General features: G+C 67.0%; 20 protein-coding genes and 3 pseudogenes. 13 read left to right on the top strand and 10 right to left on the bottom strand.

Annotated elements, in window-relative coordinates; all coding sequences use genetic code 11:
• The first annotated feature begins 3 nt into the window (after nt 1-3).
• The 4 genes and pseudogenes from dhaL (at nt 4) to ABIB26_RS01250 (ending at nt 4549) form a co-directional block, all read left to right on the top strand.
• Nucleotides 4-1783, top strand: a pseudogene (gene dhaL, locus ABIB26_RS01265) (dihydroxyacetone kinase subunit DhaL).
• Nucleotides 1776-2243: a ribose-5-phosphate isomerase gene (locus ABIB26_RS01260; protein ID WP_354238831.1), complete on the top strand. Its 468-nt coding sequence runs from the start codon at nt 1776-1778 to the stop codon at nt 2241-2243. The pseudogene dhaL and the gene ABIB26_RS01260 overlap by 8 nt, the downstream one beginning before the upstream one ends.
• Nucleotides 2244-2365: 122 nt before the next feature.
• Entirely contained in the window at nt 2366-3745 is a 1380-nt protein-coding gene (locus ABIB26_RS01255) for an MFS transporter (RefSeq protein ID WP_354238829.1), read from the top strand.
• 27 nt (nt 3746-3772) lie between these two features.
• Nucleotides 3773-4549 carry an SDR family NAD(P)-dependent oxidoreductase gene (locus ABIB26_RS01250; RefSeq protein WP_354238827.1) on the top strand — a complete coding sequence of 259 codons (777 nt, stop codon included), beginning with the start codon at nt 3773-3775 and terminating at the stop codon, nt 4547-4549.
• A gap of 36 nt (nt 4550-4585) precedes the next feature.
• Here the strand turns inward: ABIB26_RS01250 and ABIB26_RS01245 are convergent, their stop codons facing one another.
• Complete coding sequence (locus tag ABIB26_RS01245) at nt 4586-5275, bottom strand: TetR family transcriptional regulator (RefSeq protein WP_354238825.1); 690 nt, start codon at nt 5273-5275, stop codon at nt 4586-4588.
• 209 nt (nt 5276-5484) lie between these two features.
• Between ABIB26_RS01245 and ABIB26_RS01240 the strand changes: the two genes are divergently transcribed.
• Both ABIB26_RS01240 and ABIB26_RS01235 read left to right on the top strand, forming a co-directional pair.
• Nucleotides 5485-6921 carry a flavin monoamine oxidase family protein gene (locus ABIB26_RS01240; protein WP_354238823.1) on the top strand — a complete coding sequence of 479 codons (1437 nt, stop codon included), beginning with the start codon at nt 5485-5487 and terminating at the stop codon, nt 6919-6921.
• Between the two features lie 107 nt (nt 6922-7028).
• Nucleotides 7029-8383 (top strand): annotated as a pseudogene (locus ABIB26_RS01235) (APC family permease); the annotation flags it as partial.
• A 20-nt stretch (nt 8384-8403) separates the two neighbouring features.
• Here the strand turns inward: ABIB26_RS01235 and ABIB26_RS01230 are convergent.
• The gene (locus tag ABIB26_RS01230; protein ID WP_354238821.1) at nt 8404-9042 is read right to left on the bottom strand and encodes an NADPH-dependent F420 reductase; all 639 of its coding nucleotides are present in this window, start codon (nt 9040-9042) and stop codon (nt 8404-8406) included.
• Complete coding sequence (locus ABIB26_RS01225; protein ID WP_354238819.1) at nt 9039-9689, bottom strand: hypothetical protein; 651 nt, start codon at nt 9687-9689, stop codon at nt 9039-9041. Before ABIB26_RS01225 ends, ABIB26_RS01230 begins: the two co-directional genes overlap by 4 nt.
• A 146-nt stretch (nt 9690-9835) precedes the next feature.
• Here ABIB26_RS01225 and ABIB26_RS01220 point away from each other — a divergent pair, with 146 nt between their 5' ends.
• A complete protein-coding gene (locus ABIB26_RS01220; RefSeq protein WP_354238817.1) occupies nt 9836-10213 on the top strand; it encodes a VOC family protein in 378 nt (125 codons plus the stop codon).
• Nucleotides 10180-10689, top strand: a complete 510-nt coding sequence (locus ABIB26_RS01215; RefSeq protein WP_354239274.1) for a type I restriction-modification enzyme R subunit C-terminal domain-containing protein — start codon at nt 10180-10182, stop codon at nt 10687-10689. The genes ABIB26_RS01220 and ABIB26_RS01215 overlap by 34 nt, the downstream gene beginning before the upstream one ends.
• On the opposite strand, the pseudogene ABIB26_RS01210 reads toward ABIB26_RS01215, so the two are convergent.
• A pseudogene (locus tag ABIB26_RS01210) lies at nt 10686-10967 on the bottom strand (NADPH-dependent FMN reductase); the annotation flags it as partial. The gene ABIB26_RS01215 and the pseudogene ABIB26_RS01210 sit on opposite strands and share 4 nt — an antisense overlap.
• Before the next feature lie 58 nt (nt 10968-11025).
• Nucleotides 11026-11430, bottom strand: a complete 405-nt coding sequence (locus ABIB26_RS01205) for a DUF5997 family protein (RefSeq protein ID WP_354238815.1) — start codon at nt 11428-11430, stop codon at nt 11026-11028.
• Nucleotides 11431-11510: 80 nt separating this feature from the next.
• Between ABIB26_RS01205 and ABIB26_RS01200 the strand changes: the two genes are divergently transcribed.
• Nucleotides 11511-12272, top strand: a complete 762-nt coding sequence (locus ABIB26_RS01200; protein WP_354238813.1) for a LysR family substrate-binding domain-containing protein — start codon at nt 11511-11513, stop codon at nt 12270-12272.
• A gap of 46 nt (nt 12273-12318) precedes the next feature.
• Here the strand turns inward: ABIB26_RS01200 and ABIB26_RS01195 are convergent, their stop codons facing one another.
• Nucleotides 12319-13560: an NAD(P)/FAD-dependent oxidoreductase gene (locus ABIB26_RS01195; RefSeq protein WP_354238811.1), complete on the bottom strand. Its 1242-nt coding sequence runs from the start codon at nt 13558-13560 to the stop codon at nt 12319-12321.
• Nucleotides 13561-13688: 128 nt separating this feature from the next.
• Between ABIB26_RS01195 and ABIB26_RS01190 the strand changes: the two genes are divergently transcribed.
• On the top strand, nt 13689-14054 hold the full coding sequence (locus ABIB26_RS01190; protein WP_354238809.1) for an ArsR/SmtB family transcription factor: 366 nt from the start codon (nt 13689-13691) through the stop codon (nt 14052-14054).
• Nucleotides 14051-15226, top strand: a complete 1176-nt coding sequence (locus ABIB26_RS01185) for a cation diffusion facilitator family transporter (RefSeq protein WP_354238807.1) — start codon at nt 14051-14053, stop codon at nt 15224-15226. Before ABIB26_RS01190 ends, ABIB26_RS01185 begins: the two co-directional genes overlap by 4 nt.
• Before the next feature lie 626 nt (nt 15227-15852).
• Here ABIB26_RS01185 and ABIB26_RS01180 read toward each other — a convergent pair.
• Nucleotides 15853-16410 (bottom strand): DoxX family protein, encoded by a 558-nt coding sequence (locus tag ABIB26_RS01180; protein WP_354238805.1) that lies wholly within the window; start codon nt 16408-16410, stop codon nt 15853-15855.
• 100 nt (nt 16411-16510) lie between these two features.
• Nucleotides 16511-16714, bottom strand: coding sequence for a hypothetical protein (locus tag ABIB26_RS01175; protein ID WP_354238804.1), 204 nt, complete (start codon nt 16712-16714; stop codon nt 16511-16513).
• A gap of 259 nt (nt 16715-16973) precedes the next feature.
• Between ABIB26_RS01175 and ABIB26_RS01170 the strand changes: the two genes are divergently transcribed.
• A complete protein-coding gene (locus ABIB26_RS01170; RefSeq protein WP_354238802.1) occupies nt 16974-18206 on the top strand; it encodes an amidohydrolase in 1233 nt (410 codons plus the stop codon).
• Nucleotides 18207-18210: 4 nt separating this feature from the next.
• Complete coding sequence (locus tag ABIB26_RS01165) at nt 18211-19725, top strand: MFS transporter (RefSeq protein ID WP_354238800.1); 1515 nt, start codon at nt 18211-18213, stop codon at nt 19723-19725.
• Between the two features lie 84 nt (nt 19726-19809).
• On the opposite strand, the gene ABIB26_RS01160 is transcribed toward ABIB26_RS01165, so the two are convergent.
• The gene (locus tag ABIB26_RS01160; RefSeq protein ID WP_354238799.1) at nt 19810-20145 is read right to left on the bottom strand and encodes a hypothetical protein; all 336 of its coding nucleotides are present in this window, start codon (nt 20143-20145) and stop codon (nt 19810-19812) included.
• Between the two features lie 108 nt (nt 20146-20253).
• Nucleotides 20254-21357 carry an oxidoreductase gene (locus tag ABIB26_RS01155; RefSeq protein WP_354238797.1) on the bottom strand — a complete coding sequence of 368 codons (1104 nt, stop codon included), beginning with the start codon at nt 21355-21357 and terminating at the stop codon, nt 20254-20256.
• Nucleotides 21358-21418: the final 61 nt, after the last annotated feature.

Below are 21418 nucleotides of genomic sequence, written 5' to 3'. Positions count from 1 at the left end.
ACCATGACCCAGATCTTCGACAACCCCGCTGACTTTGCGGATGAGGCACTGGACGGCTTCGTCGCGGCCAACCGCGGCTACGTCGCCCGGGTGGACGGCGGCGTCGTCCGCTCCACCGAGGTCCCTGCCGGCCAGGTGGCCCTGGTGGTGGGCGGCGGCTCCGGGCACTATCCGGCCTTCGCCGGACTCGTGGGGCCGGGCCTGGCAGCGGGATCGGCCTGCGGCAACATGTTCGCTTCCCCCGCGGCGGGGCAGGTCTACCGGGTGGCCAAGGCTGCGAACGCCGGCGGCGGAGTGCTCCTCAGCTACGGCAACTACGCGGGCGACGTCCTGCATTTCGGCCAGGCGCAGCTGCGCCTCAATGCTGAGGGCATTGAAACGCGCACGGTCTTGGTCACCGACGACATCGCCAGCGCGCCTCTCGACCAGATCGGGAAGCGCCGCGGCATCGCCGGTGACCTGACGGTCTTCAAAGTCGCCGGCGCCGCGGCGGAGGCCGGACTAAGCCTGGACGACGTCGAACGGCTGGCCATCCGGACCAACCACCGCACCCGCTCCCTGGGCGTCGCGTTCGACGGCTGCACCCTGCCCGGTGCCAGCGAACCGCTGTTCCGGGTGCCAGCCGGCCAGATGTCGCTGGGCCTGGGCATCCACGGCGAACCGGGCATCTCCGAGCACCCGATGCCCACCGCCTCCGAGCTCGCCGAACTGCTCGTCACCAAGCTTCTCGAGGACAAGCCCGAGGACGCCGGGGACCGCGTGGTTGCCATCGTCAACGGCCTGGGCACGGTCAAGTACGACGAACTTTTCCTGCTCTTTGGCAAGGTCGAGAAGCTCCTCAATAAGGCAGGACTGACCGTGGTGGAGCCCGAATGCGGCGAGCTGGTCACCAGCCTGGACATGTCCGGGCTCTCCCTCACCCTGCTGTGGCTGGACGACGAGATCGAGCAGTACTGGGCGGCCCCGGCGGACACCCCTGCGTTCCGCAAGGGCAATCTGGCGCCCCGCGCCCGTCGCGAACTGGCCGGAACCGAAGAGGCGGCGGCTGAGGAGATCGAGAACGCCACCGTCGCGTCCGCTGAGGTGGGCCGGCTGGCCGCCGAGGTCCTCGCGCAGGTGCGGGACGTCGTCGTCGAACACGAAGAGGAACTGGGCAATCTGGATGCCATCGCCGGCGACGGCGACCACGGCATCGGCATGCGCCGCGGCGTGGATGCAGCCACCGCAGCCGGCGAGCGGCACGCGGCGGCCGGAGCGTCTGTTGGACGTGTGCTCACCGCAGCGGGCGAGGCCTGGAGCGAGCGTGCCGGCGGAACCTCCGGTGCGCTCTGGGGATCGGCAGTCATCGCGGCGGGTCTCGCGCTGGGAAACCGCGAGTCTTACCGGGCAGAGGACGCCGTCGCAGCAGTGAACGCCTTCACCAACGCGATCACCGAACTCGGCAAGGCCGAACCCGGGGACAAGACCATGGTGGACGCCCTCCTGCCGTTCCGGGAGACCTTCCTGAACGAGCTCGACGGCGGTGCGTCCCTGGGCGGCGCCCTCGCCGCCGCTGCTTCCGCAGCAACGGAGGCAGCGCGCCAGACGGCTGACCTCCGCCCGCTCAAGGGCCGCGCCCGTCCGCTGGCCGAAAAGAGTCTAGGTCACCCCGATCCCGGTGCGGTCTCCTTCGGACTGATCACCGAACGGATCGCCCGACACATCAAAGGCTGAACTGGCTAGGCCAGAACCGGCCACATCCGACACGGCCACTGCGGCCGGAAAGGGAGCACAAAATGACTGACACCGAAGGTTTGCGCATTGTCATCGGCAACGATGAGGCCGGCGTCGAATACAAAAACGCCCTGAAGGCACTGCTCGAGGCGGATCCCCGGGTGGCCTCCGTGGTGGACATCGGCGTCGGCGCCAACGACTCCACCGCTTACCCGCACCTTGCAGTCAACGCCGCCCGGAAGGTGGCCGAAGGCGAAGCGGACCGCGCGCTCCTGATCTGCGGGACGGGCCTCGGCGTGGCCATCGCAGCCAACAAGGTGCCCGGCATCCGGGCCGTCACCGCGCATGACAGCTACTCGGTGGAACGCTCGGTCCTGAGCAACAACGCCCAGGTCCTCACCATGGGGCAGCGCGTGATCGGCCTGGAACTCGCCAAGAAGCTGGTGGGCGAATGGCTCAGCCACCGCTTCGACGAGAATTCGTCCTCCGCCGCCAAGGTGGATGCCATCCACTCCTACGAACGCGACTGAGCGAAGGCTGGCTGGGCACCTCTGCTTCCCACGTGTGGTGACTATTGCGTTGCAGAGTGGTAAACGTTAAGTGTTCCGCTGCGGAACCCCGGCGGGGCTCGTTTCTCACCCCGAGGTGCACGATGACTTCCATGAATCCTGCGAATCATCTCGACGAGCTGGGCCAGCGGACACTGCGCAGGGTGCGCAACCGCCTCATGCCGCTGATCGTCCTGCTCTACTTTGTTGCGTATCTGGACCGGAACAATGTCGGTTTCGCGAAGCTGACCATGAGTGAGGACATCGGCCTGAGTGCATCGGCCTATGGCCTCGGCGCAGGCATCTTCTTCCTCGGCTACGCGCTGCTGGAAATCCCGAGCAACGCCGGCATGTACAAGTTCGGCGCCCGCAAATGGATCGCCCGCATCCTCATCTCATGGGGCATCTTCGCCACGGCCATGGCGCTGGTGAACGGCGAGACCACCTTCTACATCGTCCGGTTCCTGCTCGGTGCGGCCGAGGCTGGGTTCTTCCCGGCCATCCTGTTCTTCCTGACGCTGTGGTTCCCGGCCGCTCAGCGCGTCACGGTGCTGGGCATCTTCATCCTCGCCCAGCCCGTCTCCAACGCACTTGGCGCCCCGGTTTCGGGCCTGCTGTTGCAGATGGAGGGCGTCATGGGCCTGCACGGCTGGCAGTGGCTCTACATCGTTGAAGGCATCCCGGCCATTCTCCTGGGGCTGCTGACCCCGGTCCTGATGACCGACCGTCCCAGCCATGCGCATTGGCTGGCCGACGATGAGCGCGAATGGCTGACCAGGACCATGGACGCGGAGCTTGCCCACAAGCAGAAGGGCCAGCCGCACCACTTCCTGGCCGGCCTCAAGGACCCGCGGACCATCGCCTACTCGGCGCTGTACTTCGGGCTGGTCTGCGGTATCTATGGCCTCGGCCTGTGGATGCCGACCATCGTTTCCGCACTCGGCAAATTCAGTACCACGCAGGTGGGCTTCATCGTTGCCATCCCCTACACGGTCGCGGCGATTTTCGTGTACTTCTGGGGCAGGCGCTCGGACCGTACCGGCAACCGGGTGTCGTATGCGAGCATCAGCATGGTCATGGCCGCCATCGGCCTCCTGGCGGCCGGCTTCCTGGTACAGGTCAACGCGATCCTGGCGATGATGGCACTGACGCTGGCGGCCATGGGTATCTACTCCGCCATTGCCCCGTTCCTGGCCATGCCCTCGACGGCCCTGGTGGGCGCTGCGGCGGCAGCCGGGCTGGCCATGGTGAATTCGCTCGGCAACCTGGGCGGGTTCGTGGCTCCCTACGCCGTGGGGCTGTTCAATGACGCCACGGGAGACAACCGTTCCGGCCTCGTTTTCCTGTCCGCCTGCCTCGCCATCACCGCCGTCGCCACCTATCTCTACGCACGCAAGCGCCCGGAGGGACATGCGAAGCCGGGTACGCCAGCCACGGTCGGCGAGGAAGCTGTCGCTGCCGACGACTTCGACATCAACAACTGATCACCAGGCGACGAGAGGCTAAGGGACATGACCCAGCACGAAGCGTTCCCGGCCGAGCGAACCGCGGTGCTGACCGGCGCCGCCTCTCCGCGCGGCATCGGACGGGCGACAGCGGAAATGCTCGCCAGCGGAGGCTGGGCGGTTGCCATTCTGGATGTCGACGGCGACGCGGCACGGAAGGCGGCGGAGGAAATCACCGCCGTCTACGGCGTCCAGGCGATCGGGGCCGGCGCGGACGTCTCCGACCCGGCAGCCGTCAACGCCGCCATCGACGAGGTCGAATCCACACTGCCGCCGATCGTTGGCCTGGCCAACCTGGCAGGCATCAGCTCACCCACGGAGTTCATGGACGAGACGCTCGAGGCATGGGAGCGGGTGTTCAAGATCAACATGACCGGCACGTTCCTGGTCACCCAGCGGGTGCTCCGGGGGATGATCGAGCGGAAGCTCGGCAGGATCGTGAGCGTCTCGTCCATCTCCGCCCAGCGCGGCGGCGGCACCTACTCCAAGGTGGCCTACAGTGCCTCGAAGGCTGCCATCATCGGCTTCACCCGGGCTCTGGCCCGGGAAATGGGCCAGCATGGAATCACCGTCAACTGTGTGGCTCCCGGTCCCGTGGACACGGACATCATGGGTGGGACGCTGACGGATGAGCGCAAGGCCGCCATGTCAGCCGACATCCTGGTGGGCCGGGTGGGAACCGTGCGGGACATCGCCGCGCTGATGGTGTTCCTGATGGGCGGGGACGCCGGCTTCATCACGGGCGCGACGTATGACATCAACGGAGGACTGCAGATTTCCTGACCGCTGTCCCGCTACGCCCGCCGCCGACGCCGCCCGCTACGCCCGCATCGCCCCGAATCCGGCGATCAGCGCCTCGAGTCCCAGGCTGAACGCGACATCGGCCGGCCTTTCATCGCCCTGCTCCGCCAGCCGGTCGACGGCGGAAGTGAAGTATGGCGTCGACTCCGCCATGCTGCCGGAATCGAAGATGTCCGCCGGTGCCGTGACGTCATAGGCGGATCCGAAGATGAAGGACTCCAGGGCCACAATCGCCGAGACGATGCGCTCCTCCGGGAAACCCGCACGGTTGAAACCGGCGCTGACGGCCTCGTACATGGCCAGCGTCTTCGGCGCATCGGTCACGGGCAGCACGGCAATGACCGGGATCAGCGGCGTGTGTTTGGAGAACACCTCGCGGTAACTCCAGGCCCAGTCCCGCACGGCCTGGTCCCAGGGCTCAGCCTCGAAGGCCGAGACATCCACGAACGAGGTCAGGTGGTCCTGGACGAGGACCAGGACGTCCCGTTTGGAGGAGACGTGGTTATAGAGCGCCGACGGCGCCACGTTCAGTGTCCGGGCGAGGGCGGCCATGGTGAAGCCGTCGTAGCCGCTTTTTCCGATCAGCTGGAGGGCTGCCGAGGTGATGCCGGCCTGGTCAAGGACGGCAGCGGCAGGCCGGCCCGCCCTGCGGTGCGGTTTCGCGTCGGGACGGTGGGGGTCTGCGGGGGCGCTGGTGGCTGCCGGCATTCCGGGCCTTTCTGCTGGCGGTGTGCAGGTGATCTGCAGGTGATGTTCAGGGCGTGACTCCATTGTGCCCTCACTGCCAGCTCGTTTCCGCCAGCGAAATTATTTCCCTGGACTCTTCCCCGGCGCGGAAGAAGGGTCTATAGTCGACACTAAATGAACGCCATTCATTTAGTGGGCCGCATCACCCTAGCGGCCGCAGAGAGGACATCATGCTGGAACTTGACCGCGACGTCGTCATCGTCGGAGCCGGCCCCGCGGGGCTCACGGCCGCCCGCGAACTGAAGAAAGCCGGCCTGAGTGTCGCCGTACTGGAGGCGCGGGACCGTGTCGGCGGCCGGACCTGGACTGACACCATCGACGGCGCCATGCTCGAAATCGGCGGCCAGTGGGTTTCCCCGGACCAGACTGAGCTGCTCGCGCTGCTCGAGGAGCTCGGCCTGAAGACCTACTCCCGCTACCGCGAAGGCCAGTCCGTCTACATCGGCGCCGACGGCAAGCGCATCAAGTACACGGGGGACACCTTCCCGGTCAGCGGGACCACCGCCGCGGAAATGGACAAGCTCACCAGGCTGCTGGACACGCTCGCGGCGGAAATCGGCCCCACCGAACCCTGGGCGCACCCCAAGGCCCGCGAGCTGGACACCATTTCCTTCCACCACTGGCTGCGGCAAAACTCCTCCGACGAGGAAGCCTGCAACAACATCGGCCTCTTCATCGCCGGCGGCATGTTGACCAAGCCAGCCCACGCCTTCTCCGCGCTGCAGGCCGTGCTGATGGCGGCTTCCGCCGGATCGTTCACGCACCTCACCGACGAGGACTTCATCCTCGACAAGCGGGTCATCGGCGGCATGCAGCAGGTGTCCCTGCTGCAGGCAGCCGAACTGGGCGACGACGTCGTCCTCGACAGTCCGGTGCGCACCATCACCTGGGAGCCATCCTCCACAGGAGGAAACGGTGTCGGCGGAAACGGTACCGGCGGGAACGGTGCCGGAAACAGCTACCGGGTGACCGCCGTTTCCGAACGGGCCACGGTGAACGCGCGCTTCGTGATCATGGCCGTGCCGCCGAACCTGTACTCCCGGGTTTCCTTCAACCCGCCGCTGCCGCGCCGCCAGCACCAGATGCACCAGCACCAGTCGCTCGGGCTGGTCATCAAGGTCCACGCCGTCTACAGCACGCCGTTCTGGCGGGAGGACGGCCTCTCCGGAACGTGCTTCGGCGCGGACGCGCTGGTCCAGGAGGTCTACGACAACACCAACCATGAGGACCCCCGCGGCACCCTGGTCGGCTTCATCTCGGATGAGAAAGCCGACGCCGTCTTCGAACTCAGCGCCGAGGACCGCCGCCGCGCCGTCCTGGAATCGATCGCCGGGTTCCTCGGCACGAAGGCCCTCGAGCCCGAGGTCTACTACGAGTCGGACTGGGGATCCGAGGAGTGGACGCGCGGCGCCTATGCCTCCAGCTACGACCTGGGCGGCCTGCACCGCTACGGCAAGGACCAGCACGCACCCGTGGGGCCGATCTACTGGTCCTCCTCCGATCTCGCCGCCGAGGGCTACCAGCATGTCGACGGCGCGGTGCGGATGGGACGCCGGACTGCGGCACGGATCGTCACCGCGGCGGACCGCGTGTCCGTCACCCACTAGAAACCCACCCGGATCCTGCGCGCCCTGCCGGAGCCGATGATCGTTGTCCCCAGCGACCATCGGCTCCGGCACTCCTCCCGTTCAGCGTCGAATGACACCTCCGGAGAGTCGGGGTCCAGCTCCCGGCGATTTTCCTCGTGGGTTTCGTCCCCATGCTGCTGGTGGCGTTCGGCTACCGCGAACTGAATAACGCAATGCCCGACGCCGGAACCTCCTTCACCTGGGCGTCCCGGGCCTTCGGTCCGTGGATCGGCTGGATGGGCGGCTGGGGCCTGATCGCGGCGACCATCATCGTGCTGTCCAACCTGGCCGGAGTCGCCGTCGACTTCTTCTACCTCATGCTGGCGCAGCTGTTCGGGAATCCGGAACTGGCCGGTCTCACCGCCATCCTCCCGCTGAATATCGCTACGACGCTGGTGTTCATAGCGCTGGCCTGCTGGATCTCCTACCGCGGCATGGAAACCACCAAGGGCGTGCAGTACGTCCTGGTCGCCTTCCGGCTCCTCGTGCTGGGCTGGTTCGCCGTCGCCGCCTTCAGCCACGTCGCCAACGGCACGGCCTTCGACGCCACCGCCATCTCCCCGGACTGGTTCAGCCCGTTGGCGGTCGGATCCTTCTCCTCCTTCGCCGCCGGGGTCTCGCTGTCCATCTTCATTTACTGGGGGGCTGGGACGTCACCCTGACCATGAACGAGGAAACCCGGAACCCGGAGAAGACGCCGGGCCGCGCCGCCACCGTCACGGTGCTGGTCATCGTGGTCATCTACATGACCGTCGCGCTCTCCACCCTGGCCTTCGCCGGCATCGGCGACACCGGGCTCGGGGCCGGAAACCCGGAGAACCAGGGCAGCATCTTCGCCGTCCTCGCCGGCCCGGTCATGGGGCCGTTTGCCATCCTGATGTCCCTGGCCATCCTCAGCAGCTCGGCCGCCTCCTTGCAGTCCACCTTTGTTTCACCGGCCCCGACGCTTCTCGCCATGGGCCACTACCAGGCGCTGCCGCACAAGTTCGGCAAGATCAGCCCGCGCTACAAGTCCCCGAGCTACGCCACGGTCGCGGCTGCCGTTGCCGCCGCAGCGTTCTACGTCATCACCCGGACCACCTCCGAGAACGCACTCTGGGACACCATCACGGCCCTGGGCATGATGATCTGCTTCTACTACGGCATCACCGCACTGGCCTGCGTCTGGTTCTTCCGGGCCGAGGCGTTCAGCGGCGCGCGGGCGTTCTTCTTCAAGTTCCTCTCGCCCCTGCTGGGCGGCATCATCCTGCTGGTGATGTTCTTCAAGACCGCCTACGACTCGATGGATCCGGAGTACGGTTCCGGGTCATCCGACGGCGGCCTGGGCCTCGAATTCATCCTCGGTATGGGGGTGATCCTGCTGGGCGTGGTGCTCATGCTGGTGATGTCCAAGATCCGGCCGGAGTTCTTCAAGGGACAGGTCCTCGCGAAGGGGAACTGAAACGGACGTCCGCGGACGGATCAGTCGATGATCTTCAATCCGGTGCCCCAGTTGAAGCTCTCATAGGCGGGGTTGAGCTGCAGTCCCATTACGAGCAGCTCGAAGCCTTCCAGTTCCCGGGCGTGGTGCAGCCCGCCGACCTGGAGCGGGCGCAAACCCGCCGCGGCGGCGAACGCCGCGACCTGGTTGCGGGCTTCCTCGGAGTCGGATGCGATGAAGACGTCCAGCGGCTGGCCACCGGCGGCGCCCGCCGCCAGGGGCCCGGCGAACGTGGTGTTGAACGCCTTCACCACGGTGGCACCGGGCAGCAGGGCGGCGATTTCCTCGGCAGCGGAGGAGCCCGGGGCCACCACCAGGGAGTCAAAGGTGTCCGTGTTAATGGGGTTGCTGATCTCGATCACAATCTTGCCGCTGAGGGTGTCGCCGTAGTGGGTGGCGACTTCCTTTGCCGGACCGAAGTAGAGGGCCAGTACCACAAGGTCTCCGTCGGGCATTTCGTTCAACCCGCCGGAGGTAGTGCCGCCGCCAAGTTCAGCAGCGAGCTTGGCGGCGTTCTCGGGCCTGCGGTCCAGGATCTGGACCGCACGTCCGGCGGCCACGGCGCGGGTTCCGATGGCGCCTGCCATGTTGCCGCTGCCGATGATGGTCATGTCTGTCATCGTGTTCCCTCCGCTGAAAGGTGCCGGGTGTCGGGGAAGAATCCGGGGGTGGAGAAGGACGGGGTGGAGAAGCCGGGTGCGCCGGCCGCGCGCTCCGCTTCGGCCAGGGCGCGCTCAAGCCGGTCGACGGCCGGCCCGTAACGGGCATCGTTTGCGCCGCGCAGCTGCTGGGCCGCCTTCATCGCCCGGATGAGGGCTGCCGTCTCCGGCCGGGCCGGGTCGCTCATGCCGGGGTAGTCGATGCAGTAACCGGGGTCCAGTTCGTAGCGCTGCCAGCGGGCGAGGGCGCTGCGGTGCCGGGCGGCGGCTGCTTCGTTGGCCTCAAGGGTTTCCCGGGCGGACCGCCGGGCTTCCTGCCAGCTGAACAGCCGCGGCGTCCACCGGTAGGCGGCCCCGGCGGTGCCCGCGGCAAGGAGTCCGAGCATCAGCCCGGCCCACGGCGAGGCAAGGGACGCAACAATCACGGCGGGTGCCACCACGGCGAGCCCGGCGAAGCCGTCCCAGAACACGGCATCCGGCAGCCCGGCGTCGGAGGCCAGATGCTTTCGGGCCAGATAAACAGAGCCTGCCACCGCTGCAACGACGACGGCGGCCAGCGCAAGCAGTTGCCAGGCCGGGAGCAGGTTGGTTTCGAAGAGAGCCGGCATTCCAAACACCTCCAGGGAAGCTGCCCGGGGCGGGCGCAGTTCCGCTGATTCAATTGGAGTCCCTGGCGGGCGGGGCGTCAATGGCCTGTGGCGGTCCGGCGCCGGCAGGTTCACACACGGGGGTGTCCCGGCGTAGCCTAGGGCCCATGCGACTGAAAATGTGCAGTGTCCACGTCAAGGATCCCGCCGCGGCCCACGAGTTCTACACCGGGATCCTGGGGTTCGAGAGCCTCATGGCCCTGCCGGAGCAGAACCTCTACATCGTCAAGGACCCGGCCGGTACCGGCGGCGTGGGGCTCCTGCTGGAGCCCAGCGAAAACCCGATTGGCGCCGCCTACATGAACGGGCTGCACGACGCCGGGATGCCCGCGATCGTGCTGGGCGTTCCGGACGTCAGGGAAGAATACCAGCGGCTCACGGCCAAGGGCGTGATGTTCCAGGGTGAACCGAGCGATGGCCCCGGCGGCACGTCCGCCGTGCTGGACGACGGCTGCGGGAACTTCGTCCAGCTGCACCAGGACTGAGCTGTTCGCCGGCCGGTACCGGGACACGACGCGGCTGTACCTGGCCGACTATCAGGACCACACCACCCACCATCCAGCGGCTGAGGCGGAACCGGCAGCTGACCGATCAGGACCTTGAGGAGCCGGGCCGCATTCTGGCGGAGAGCGGAGTAGGCACGTCCGCAGACCTGGACCGGGCGGGAACGGATGGTCTTGGCCTGTTCGTGCGATCGCTCGTGGGCCTCGACCGGGAAGCCGTGGAAGAGGCCCTCGCGGAGTTCGTTTCCGACACCGCGCTCACCGCATCCCGGCTGGACTTCCTCCAGCTGCTCGTCAACCAGCTTTCTGAGAACGGTGTGGTCAAGCCCGATGCGCTGTTCAAATCGCCGTACAGCGAGCTCGCCCCCAGTGGCCCGGACGAGCTCTTCGGCGAGGAGCGCGCCGTCCGGCTCATCCGCACCCTCCGGGCGATCGAAAGCCATGCACGCGTGGGTTAGGCCGGGCCGCCGTCCGGGTGCTCGTCGCCGATGTGGCCCGGCGCGTTTGCGGCCAGGACCCGCTGGACGAACGCGGCGTATTCCTCCATGTAGTGCCTCAGGAACGCCTCGGTGTCTGCGTTTTTGACTTCGCCGTCATCACCGAAGGCCTCGGGGTCGAAGCGGACATACGCCTCCGGCGCGTTGAGCTGGGGAGCATCGAGGAAGCTCAGGACACTGCGCATGTTGGACTGCATGACGGCTGTGCCGATGCCGCCGGGGGAGGTGCCGATGATCCCGGCGAGCATAGTACTGCCCGGTCCCGTTGAGAACAGCCTCCGGGAAGGGCGTTGCGTACTACTGGGCCGCGGTGCGTGCCTTCTTGGCGTCCTTCTTCGCGGCCTCGTCCTTGACCCGCTGGGCTTCCGCGCGGACGGCGGCGTGGGTGGAGCGTTCGGCGACCAGCCACGCAGGGGGAGCCTGCAGCAGTGCGGTGATTTCCGCCGTCGTGAGCGCTTCCTCGAGGCCGCCGCGGGCCAGGCCGCTGATGGACACGTTCAGCTTCTGCGCGACCACCGGGCGGGGGTGCGGGCCGTTGCGGCGCAGTTCGGCCAGCCACTCCGGCGGGTTGGCCTGGAGCTCGGCGAAATCGGCGCGGGTGATGACCGAATCCTGGAACTCCTGGGGTGTTGCGGGCAGGTAGATGCCAAGTTTCTTGGCAACGGTGGCCGGCTTCATGGACTGGGAGTTTGCAGAGGTCATGCTTCAAGGGTATCCGGCGCGGCGGTGGCGCGGCACCATACGACGGAACCCTACGCTGGCTCTGACGGTACTGTGAACTTGTGTCCGCAGACGATGAATCCCCCCAGGCCCCTGAAGAATCCGCCGCCGAATCCGCCGCCCCGGCCGAAGCGGCAGCGCGGGAGCTGCGCTTCGCCTACGTCCCGGGCGTGACTCCCGGCAAGTGGATCCGGCGCTGGGAAGAGCGGATGCCGGATGTTCCGCTGCACTCCTTCATGTCCGACGACGGCGCCCAGCTTGCGGTGCTGCGCGACGGTTCCGCGGACCTGAGCTTCGTCCGCTTGCCGGTGGAGCGCGAAGGCCTGAGCGTCATCCCGCTGTATGAGGAACAGCCCGTGGTGGTGGCGCCGAAGGGCCACGAAATTTCGGTGTTTGAGGAAGTGGCGCTGGCGGACCTGTCCGCGGAGACCTTCCTGGACGTGGCCGAACTCGGCGGACCGGAGATGGCCCTGCAGGTGGTGGCGTCCGGCGCCGGCCTGGTGATCCTGCCGATGTCCGTGGCGCGGCACTACAACGTCAAGGACACCGTGGCCCGGAAGCTCACGGGGGCGGCCACCACGGAGATCGCCCTGGCGTGGCCGAGCGATTCCACGGACGAGGTGGTCGAGGAGTTCATCGGGATTGTCCGCGGCCGCACCGCGGCGAGCTCCCGGCAGCCCTCAGCCCAGCAGGAAAAGCCCAAGCGCGAACCGAAGCCGGACCGGCGCGGCCCCGCCGTCAAGAAACCGAAAGTGGCGCAGCGGTACGCGCCGAATCCGGACAAGGGCCGCGGCAAGGGATCACGCAAGAAGGGCAAGCGCTGAGCTCGGATTCCTGGACGTTGCTGCCGCCCCGTCACTGATCCGCCCGTCACTCCGGCCGGCCGACCACGACCTGCGCGGGGCTGTGGGTGACGTAGCCGTTGAGCCAGGAAAACAGTGCTCGCACCTTCTGCTGGAATCCGGGCAGGAGGGCGAGGTGCACCAGGAGCCAGGATACGAAAGCCAGCGGCCCCTGCAGCTGGATGCGCTTGCGCCCGATCTCGGCGACCGCAGCGCCCCGGCCGATCATCGCCATGTATCCCTTGTCGAAGTATTCGAAAGGCCGCCGGCTACCGCCGGTGAGGTCGGCGTAGATGTTGCGGGCCGCCCACTTCCCGGCCTGCTGCGCGACGGAGCCCAGCTGCGGTAGTTTGGCCCCGGTCGAATCGGTCATGTTGGCCGCGTCGCCGAGGACATACACGCCCTCGATATCCGGCGCGGTCAGGTCCGAGCGGACATCGATGCGCCCGCCCCTGCCCTGCGTCAGGCCGGAGCCGGCAATGATCTCTCCGGCCTTCAGGCCTCCGGCCCACACCACAATTCGGCTGGGTATGACGGTCCCGTCGGCAAGCGTCACGCCGTCGGCGCGGACCTCCGTGACACCGACTCCCAGGTGCAGCTGGACCCCGATCTTCGTCAGGCGCTGCCTGGTGTATTCCTGCGACTTTGCCGAAAATGCATTCAGTACTGTCGGGACCATATCCACCAAGTGGACATGGCACCGGGCTGCGAGCTCCGGCGAAAAGTACTTGGGGACCACGAACTTGACGTTTTCCGCCATGGCGCCGGCGGTCTCCACGCCTGTCGGGCCGCTGCCGACGACGACGACGTCCACGGAGCCGCCGGACTCCCGATCGGCCTGATCCAGCAGCTGCGTCAGCCTGGTACCCAGCCGGGTGGCGTCGGTGACCGAATACAACGGGAGGGCATATTCCTCTGCGCCCGGCGTATTGAAATAGTTCGGCACGGCGCCTGTCGCAATCACCAGGACCTGGGCCCGGAACGTGTCGCCCTCGGCGGTGGTGACGGCGCGGTTGGCTGCGTCGACCGCTGCCACGTTCGCGGTGAGCACCCTCACCCGCCTGAGACGGCGGAAAACGGACCGAAGCGGCCGCGCAATGGCCGATACCCCGATTTGTGACGTCGCGACCTGGTAGAGGAGCGGCTGGAACTGGTGATAGTTGTTGGAGTCGATGAGCAGCACGTGTACGCCCTTGCGGCCAAGTTCCTTGGCAGCCGTCATGCCGGCGAACCCGCCCCCGACCACGATGACTTGATAGGTATCCTCCATCCGTGCAACCTACTCCACCTGAAGTCGGTGCGAAAGTGCCGAGGGGAACACCGGCCAGCGGGGATGTTGAAAACTCCTGCATGCGTAGCTCATTGGGCCGTTCCCCGGCGTTGTGAAAGAATCTATGTATGTATGCAGATAAGCAAATATGCGGTCGCGAGCCGGACAGCCAGTATGTGGAATTGGCCGCTGAGGTGTTTGGCATGCTCGCCGACGCCACCCGGGTCCGGATCATCCTTGCCCTGCGCGACGGTGAACTGCCGGTCAACCAGCTGGCGGAGATGGTCCGTAAATCTCCGGCGGCCGTGTCCCAGCATCTGGCGAAAATGCGCCTCGGACGCCTCGTGACCACCAGGCAGGACGGAACACGTGTGTTCTACCGCCTGGAGAACGAGCACGCCAGCCGGCTCGTCACCGACGCCATCTTCCAGGCCGAACACTCCCTCGGGGGAACGCCCCGCCACCACCACTCCGAAAGCACAGACGCATCATGAGCGCACCTCACGATCACCACCATCCCGGCCCGACGGCCGCAGCCGTCCACACACACCAGGACGACGGCGGACACGATCACGACCCTGAGGATCACGGGCACGAGGACCAGGGGCATGACCGCCACGACCACGACGGGCATGGACACGGTGATGGCGATCACGGGCACGGGCATTCCCATGAGCATCCGAAGGGGATCAAGGGGTTCTTTCACGGGCTGTTCGTCCCGCACACTCACGACGCCGCGGACTCCATCGACGACGCCCTCGAGGCCAGCGCCCAGGGCGTCCGGGCGGTCAAAATCAGCCTCTTCATGCTGCTCGGCACCACCGTCCTTCAATTCGCAGTGGTGCTCATCAGCGGTTCCGTGGCCTTGCTCGCCGATACCATCCACAATTTCTCCGACGCCCTGACGGCCGTGCCGCTGTGGATCGCATTCATTCTCGCCCGCTGCCCCGCGACCCGGCGCTACACCTATGGCTTCGGCCGGGCGGAAGACCTGGCCGGGCTCTTCATCGTCGCCGTCGTCGCGCTCTCCGCCGTCGTTGCCGGATGGCAGTCCATCGACCGGCTGATCCACCCGCAGCCCCTGCACAACCTGGCGTGGGTCGCAGCCGCCGGCCTGGTCGGCTTTGCCGGCAACGAGGCCGTGGCTATTTACCGCATCCGCATTGGCCGGAAGATCGGCTCCGCAGCCCTGGTCGCGGACGGCGTGCACGCCCGGATGGATGGCTTCACCTCCCTGGCCGTGGTGCTGGGTGCTATCGGGGTGTGGGCCGGCTTCCCGCTGGCCGACCCGATCGTCGGACTGCTGATCGCCGCCGCCATCGTCATCCTGCTGTGGGGCACTGTCCAGAGCATCGGCCGGCGGCTGATGGACGGCATCGAACCCGACCTGGTGGACAGGGCACGGTCGGCCCTCGCCGCGACCCCCGGGGTTGACGCCGTCCGCACCCTGCAGCTGCGCTGGATCGGCCACCGCCTCCAGGGCAACGCCACCATCCAGATCCCAGACATGCCGATCTCGGCCGGCGAGCAGATCGTCCGGGACGCCGAGCACCGGCTCGGGCATGCCCTGCCGAACCTCGACGGCATCGCCATCCGGACCACCACGGGGCCCGGGCCCGGCGCACGGGACCTGACCTGCTCAACGTCCACCCACGGGCACGGATGATCGGCGATCACCGACCCGGGGGGATGAACCGCCCATTCGTCGCGCCCGGGTCCGGACATAATCGCAAAATGTCCATCCGCCGGCACCGGCGGATGGCGTCCGGATCCCGGGGGCATGTGCGGGTGTTTCCGCTGCGGGGATCGGCTACTCTCTGGGAGGACCGCCCGGTCTTCGCGCCCGGCACCGGCGGCACCGTGACGTTCCCTGGCCGGAAGCCGGGCACGTGGACGCGGGCAGTCAGCGGTGCGCTCCTTCCCGGTTGCTTGCCGCCTGACCGACTGCCGGCCGTGGCGAACCCCGGATTCCCGCGGGCGGTTTGCGCGTGGCGCCGAAGCAACCGGGGAGGAACGTCACGGCAGGGGTGCGTGGGGCGTTTCCGGTGGCCGGCGCCGGGCTACTTCCCGGGAGGACCGCCCAGTCCTCGCGCCCGGGACCGGGCACAACCGGAATACGTCGCCCGCCGACCCCGGCGCACGGCATGCCCTTGAGCCCGGCCACCCCGCTGCCTGGACCTGAACCCCTGGCGAACTCACGAAAATGCCTACTGGCCCAGGATCTTCAGTGCGGTGTCCCCGGTGGTTCCGTGGCCGAATGCAGGAAATGGATCTAAGGCGTATCGGGACGGTTCAGCCTTCCGCAGTGCCGGAATCCGGTGCATTCGTGTCCTCGGCCAGGGCTTTACGCCGGCGATAGATTTGGACCCCGATGACTGCCGGGACCAGGGCTAGAGCGACCGACCGCATCCAGGGCCGGTCCAGGACATGACCGGTGAGCGCATCCAGGGAGAAAGGTCCGGGCCCGCCAATGGTGAACGATGCTGCCGCCAGGCCCAGCACCGCAGGATACTCAAGACCGCCCTCTGTGGCGAAGAAGCCGTTGGGTGCGTGGACGCTGGCCGCGACGCCCATCGTGGTTGCAGCGGCGGCGCCGGCAGCCGGAGTTGCCAGCCCCAGGGCGAGGGCAAGACCGGCTCCTGCTTCACCCACACCTGCGAGTACGGCGCTGGGTTTTGCGGGGCGGAAGCCCATGGCGTGCATGCCCTTGCTGGTGCCTTCGATGCCTCCTCCGCCGAACCACCCGAAGAGTTTTTGGGATCCGTGAGCGATGAGCACGCCTCCGAGGGCGACCCGGAAAATGGTCTGCGCGGCGGTAGCAGCCTCAGGGCTGGTCGTTGCATGGCTCATAAGAGTCCTCCTTGGGTTTACTCAGATTGAAGCTCACCGGCCGGAGGCGCAACGTCTGACCGCTGATCGGCTGGCGGTTCACGTTCGCTGGCCGGACGGGCTACTTGTTCGCGTCCCCGGGGCGGCGTGACTGCTCGCGGATTTCCGCGTCCTCTTCGTATTCGCGCAGGTCGCTGGCCTGGTCGGCGGCATCGCCGTGCCACTCTTCGCCGCTGATTTGGCGCTCGAACTCCTGCGTCGGCTGCGCCTCCTCGAGGGCATCGACTTTTTCCTCGAACTTCTCCTGCTCGGACTTATCGCTCATCACGTCGCCTCTCCGCTCCCTGGGTAAACCTGCTGCCGGCGCCAAAGCCTGTCCCTAAGCCAACAGCATAGATCCGGCAATCGAGGCTGCAAACAGCCAGGCTGCAGGAACATGTGCGTCGTACCGCCGAGTCTGATCATTCCGTTACTGTTCCCCGTCCAACGCAGCAGTCCCCTCCTTGGGTCGCCAGGTCTATGCTGGGTCCTGCAGGTTTGCGCCCGGCTCGCCCAGGCGTTCAGACGCCCAGAGAGTGAAGCGCATGAGCGATTTCAACACAGTCCTGGCAGACCTTGATTCCGAGCTCGGCTGGCTCAGAGAGACCTACACGCAGCTGCACAGGCATCCCGAACTGAGCCTCGAGGAGCATGAAACGTCGAAGCTCGTGCAGGAGAAACTCGCTGGCTTCGGCTATTCCGTGACCCGCATAGGCGGCACCGGCGTCGTCGGCGTCCTCGCGAACGGGGAGGGCCCGACGGTCCTTGCCCGCGCGGACATGGACGCGCTGCCCGTCACCGAGGCCACGGGGCTGCCCTATTCCTCGGAGGTGGACGGCGTCATGCACGCGTGCGGGCACGACCTGCACATCAGTGCGCTGCGCGGTGCCGCCAAGCTCATGGCGGACGGCCGGGGAGCGTGGTCCGGAACGTACATCGCACTGTTCCAACCGGCCGAAGAGGTCGGAGCAGGCTCCAAGGCAATGGTCGACGACGGACTCGTCACCAAAGTGCCGCGGCCCGACGTCGCACTCGCCCAGCATGTGATGCCGATCCCGGCGGGGACGGTCGCTACAACGGCAGGGCCGGTCCTCTCAGCTGGAGATTCAGTCAAGATCACCGTATACGGCAAGGGCGCCCACGGATCGATGCCGCACATGTCCGTGGACCCGGTGGTGCTGGCCGCCTCGATCGTGCTCAGCTTGCAGTCCATCGTCTCGCGGGAGACAAAGCCGGGGGACTTCGCTGTTGTCACCGTAGGGGCGCTCAACGCCGGCGCGACATCGAACATCATCCCGGACCACGCCACACTCCTGTTGAACATCCGCACGTACGACCACCAGGTCCGGGCGAGGGTGATCGCCTCGATTGAGCGGATCGTCAAGGGGGAATGTTCGGCCGCCGGGTCGCCCCGGGAGCCTGAGTTCGAATACTACGACCAGTTCCCGCTCACCAGCAACGATGCGGCCGTGACAGAGCAGGTCACGGCTGCGTTCTCCGCTCACTTCGGTGCGGACTCGGTGCACCATGCGGAGAGGCAGACCGCCTCCGAGGACTTCAGCCGCATTCCGGACGCATTCGGTGTGCCGTACACCTTCTGGCTCCTCGGCGGCGTGGACCCCGAGACGTACCGGGCCGCCGTCGCCAAGGGAACAGTGGCCCAGGACATCCCAGCGAACCACTCCCCGCTCTTCGCCCCCGTGATCGATCCGACCCTGTCCATGGGCGTCCAGGCCCATGTCGTCGCCGCACTGTCCTACCTCTCCCAGGAGGCGTAATGCCATGAGCACTGCCCAGTCCACGGCCACGACCGGGACTCAATGGAAGCCCAACGACGCGTGGCTGGTCGGCATCGTCCTGGCCGTCATCAACTTCTGGCTGTTCGCGCAGACCCTGCTCAATGTCATCCCGGGCATCCAGGGGTCCCTCGGGATCGAGCGGACACTGGGGAACCTCGCGGTGTCCGTCACCTCGTTGTTCTCCGGGATCTTCATCGTGGTGGCCGGCGGGCTCGCGGACAGGCTCGGCCGCGTGAAGATCATGAACCTCGGCATCTACCTGAGCATCCTCGGATCCCTCCTGATCGCCCTGACCCCGGAGAACGCCGGCGGCCTCACGGCGGCCGCACTGCTCGGCGGCCGCGTGGTCCAGGGTCTGTCCGCGGCGTGCATCATGCCCTCCACCATGGCCCTGGTGAAGAACTACTACGAGGGGAAGGACCGCCAGCGGGCGCTGTCGTTCTGGTCCATCGGCTCATGGGGCGGCTCGGGCTTCTGTGCCCTGTTCGGCGGCCTGATGGCGACGTCGTTTCTCGGCTGGCGGTCCATCTTCTGGATCTCGATCGTGCTCTCGGTCCTCGCCCTGTTCCTGCTGCGCGGCACGCCGGAGTCCAAATCGGCCGCGAAAGCCGGCGGAACGTTCGACTGGGGCGGCATGGTGAGCCTCGTCGTCGCGCTCGTGGCGCTGAATGTGTACATCTCGCAGGGCCCGCTGATCGGCTGGCTCAGCTGGACCGGCATCGGGCTCATCGCCGTCGCGGTGGCCGGTACGCTCGTGTTCTTTGGAATCGAGACAACCCGGAGCAACCCGGTCCTGAACCTGAAGCTGTTCCGCAACGCGACGTTCGCCGGCGCCACCCTGTCCAATTTCCTCCTCAACGGCGCGGCCGGAACGCTGATCGTCTCCCTCGGCCTGGTCCAGGTTGCCGCGGGCATGTCCTCGCTGCAATCGGGCCTGCTGACCCTCGGATACCTGATCGCGATCCTCGCCACCATCCGCGTCGGGGAGAAACTGCTCCAGCGTCTCGGGCCGAAGCGGCCCATGATCTGGGGCAGCGCGATCGCCGGCGTCGGGATCCTTATGACGTCCATGACGTTCACCCTGATCGGGCAGTACATCGTCCTGGCCGTCATCGGATTCACCCTGTTCGGCATCGGCCTGGGCTTCTACGCGACGCCGTCGACCGATGCCGCACTGTCCAACGTGCCCGACGACGAGGCCGGGGCCGCAGCGGGCATCTACAAGATGGCCTCCTCGCTCGGCAACGCGATCGGCGTGGCCGTCTCGGCGGCCCTGTACGTCGCGGCCCAGGCCATGGACCCCGCCACCATCCGCTCCTGGGGCCTGTTCATCGGGAACCAGGAGAACGTGGGCCTGCGGTTCGGCGGTGCCGTGGGAATCCTGTTCAACCTCCTGATGGTGGTGATTGCCATCATCGCCATCATGGTCACGGTGCCGGACGAGCGGCCTGCAGCCAAGCGGCCCGAGGTCCCGGCGACCCCCTCGTTCGGAAGCTAAGAAGCCACTATTGGCCGCAGGGGTTTGTTCAGGAGTTCTGACGGATCAGGCCGAAGCAGGCCGCCGATGCCGACCCATAGCGCGTTAGGCGGCGCAGGCGTCCCGGAGGGCCTGCACGGACTCGGCCGGCACCTGGTCGCCTGATTCGGCAATCTGCCGCAGCGGCGTGGTGATATCCGAGGGAATGCCGGCTGTCTCCGCCCCGGCGACGAGTCCGCCGAGGAGTTCCTTGTCCTTGACGCTGACGAGGCCGTCCTCCACCAGGGCGCAGGCCTGCTTCTTCACTTCACTGCCGGCCGCGCTGGCAACCTGGGAAGCGCCGTCGCTGACCGCCTTGTTGGCGGCGTCCTGCACCTGGCCGCAGCCGGCCAGCATCAGTAGAAGGGTGGCAGCGGACAGGGCAGTCAGGGTGCGTTTCATCGATCCAGCCTAACAAGCGATGGTGGGGCCCACCCGCATGACGCCATCGCTGCCGGACGGGCGGGACGGGCCAGGCGGTGTCCGCCCGGCCCGTCCTGCAACGCAACCCTACGCGGGCAGCTCGAGCTCCCAGTCCTTGACGTCCGCCACCGGCGCAAACAGCCTGGCGTCGAGTTCGTCGAAGGCCTGGTTGTTCCGGACGCGGTTCGGCCAGTTCCGGTTGGCCAGGGCTGCCTTGCCCAGGGCCACGACGTCGGCGGCGCCGTCGCGTAACAGGGAAACGGCGGTTTCCGGATCATCCAGGTTGCCGTTCGCAATCACGGCCACCCCTGAGTGCCGCGTGGCCAGGGTGGCCAAGGTCTCCGGGCCGTCCTCGAATGCCGGCGCAGTAGCACGGTATTCGGTGGTGTGGATAAAGTCGATGCCCGTTGCACCCAGGGCGGCAAAGATCGCCTTCGCTTCCTCGGTACCTCCGCTCCACCGGTGGTGGTTGTCGCTGACCTTGGACTGCGAAATCCGGATTCCCACCGTCAGCTCGGGGCCGACGGCCTCGCGGACTGCGCGGCAGATCTCGGCGGCGAAACGCACCCTGTTTTCCGGTGAGCCGCCGTAGTTGTCGGTGCGCTTGTTCAGGTAATCCGTGAGGAACTGGTCGAGGAGGTACCCGTTGGCGCCGTGGATTTCGACGCCGTCGAAGCCGGCCTCCTTGGCATGCAGTGCCGCCGCAACGAAGCCTTGCCGGACCTCTTCCATTTGGGCGGCGGTGATCTCCGAGGGCACGGGGTACGGACCTTCTCCGCGGTAGAAACCCAGTTGCTCGCCCTTGGGTGCAACTGCGGACGGGCCCACCGAGGAAGCCACGAAGCGGTTGCCTTGGGCCTGCGCCCCGGCATGCATGAGCTGGGCGAAGATCTTGGCACCGGCAGCGTGGACGCCCTCTACAACCTTGGCCCAGGATTGCGCCTGTTCCTGGGTGGCGATGCCCGGCTGGAACAGATAGCCCTGGCTGTACGCCGCGTCGGTATAGATTCCCTCGGTGATCAGTAGTCCGAAGCCTCCGCGTGCAAACGCTTCGTAGTAGGAGGCCATTTTCTCGGTCGCGTGTCCGTCTTCCGATGCGCTGACCCGCGTCATGGGTGCCAGCGCTACCCGGTTGTCCAGCTGGGTGGAACCGATCCGGGCAGGTGACCAGAGTGGTGCGAAATCGGGCATGAATCTCCTTCAAGGTTGGCTCAGGGAGGGGAGGCAGACCGCAATGGGGCGTGCTCCTCGC

Origin of the sequence: Arthrobacter sp. UYEF20 (assembly GCF_040546335.1) — a bacterium.
Taxonomy (GTDB): domain Bacteria; phylum Actinomycetota; class Actinomycetes; order Actinomycetales; family Micrococcaceae; genus Arthrobacter.
Note: the sequence above shows the minus strand (reverse complement) of the source record. Positions and strands in the feature narration are given on the sequence as shown.

Coding starts and splice junctions, on each gene's coding strand:
- ABIB26_RS01185 (WP_354238807.1), top strand. CDS start 14,051: ATGAGCGCACCTCACGATCACCACCATCCCGGCCCGACGGCCGCAGCC.
- ABIB26_RS01160 (WP_354238799.1), bottom strand. CDS start 20,145: ATGAAACGCACCCTGACTGCCCTGTCCGCTGCCACCCTTCTACTGATG.
- ABIB26_RS01260 (WP_354238831.1), top strand. CDS start 1,776: ATGACTGACACCGAAGGTTTGCGCATTGTCATCGGCAACGATGAGGCC.
- ABIB26_RS01240 (WP_354238823.1), top strand. CDS start 5,485: ATGCTGGAACTTGACCGCGACGTCGTCATCGTCGGAGCCGGCCCCGCG.
- ABIB26_RS01165 (WP_354238800.1), top strand. CDS start 18,211: ATGAGCACTGCCCAGTCCACGGCCACGACCGGGACTCAATGGAAGCCC.
- ABIB26_RS01180 (WP_354238805.1), bottom strand. CDS start 16,410: ATGAGCCATGCAACGACCAGCCCTGAGGCTGCTACCGCCGCGCAGACC.
- ABIB26_RS01190 (WP_354238809.1), top strand. CDS start 13,689: ATGTATGCAGATAAGCAAATATGCGGTCGCGAGCCGGACAGCCAGTAT.
- ABIB26_RS01175 (WP_354238804.1), bottom strand. CDS start 16,714: ATGAGCGATAAGTCCGAGCAGGAGAAGTTCGAGGAAAAAGTCGATGCC.
- ABIB26_RS01195 (WP_354238811.1), bottom strand. CDS start 13,560: ATGGAGGATACCTATCAAGTCATCGTGGTCGGGGGCGGGTTCGCCGGC.
- ABIB26_RS01155 (WP_354238797.1), bottom strand. CDS start 21,357: ATGCCCGATTTCGCACCACTCTGGTCACCTGCCCGGATCGGTTCCACC.
- ABIB26_RS01230 (WP_354238821.1), bottom strand. CDS start 9,042: ATGACAGACATGACCATCATCGGCAGCGGCAACATGGCAGGCGCCATC.
- ABIB26_RS01245 (WP_354238825.1), bottom strand. CDS start 5,275: ATGCCGGCAGCCACCAGCGCCCCCGCAGACCCCCACCGTCCCGACGCG.
- ABIB26_RS01220 (WP_354238817.1), top strand. CDS start 9,836: ATGCGACTGAAAATGTGCAGTGTCCACGTCAAGGATCCCGCCGCGGCC.
- ABIB26_RS01255 (WP_354238829.1), top strand. CDS start 2,366: ATGACTTCCATGAATCCTGCGAATCATCTCGACGAGCTGGGCCAGCGG.
- ABIB26_RS01170 (WP_354238802.1), top strand. CDS start 16,974: ATGAGCGATTTCAACACAGTCCTGGCAGACCTTGATTCCGAGCTCGGC.
- ABIB26_RS01225 (WP_354238819.1), bottom strand. CDS start 9,689: ATGCCGGCTCTCTTCGAAACCAACCTGCTCCCGGCCTGGCAACTGCTT.
- ABIB26_RS01205 (WP_354238815.1), bottom strand. CDS start 11,430: ATGACCTCTGCAAACTCCCAGTCCATGAAGCCGGCCACCGTTGCCAAG.
- ABIB26_RS01250 (WP_354238827.1), top strand. CDS start 3,773: ATGACCCAGCACGAAGCGTTCCCGGCCGAGCGAACCGCGGTGCTGACC.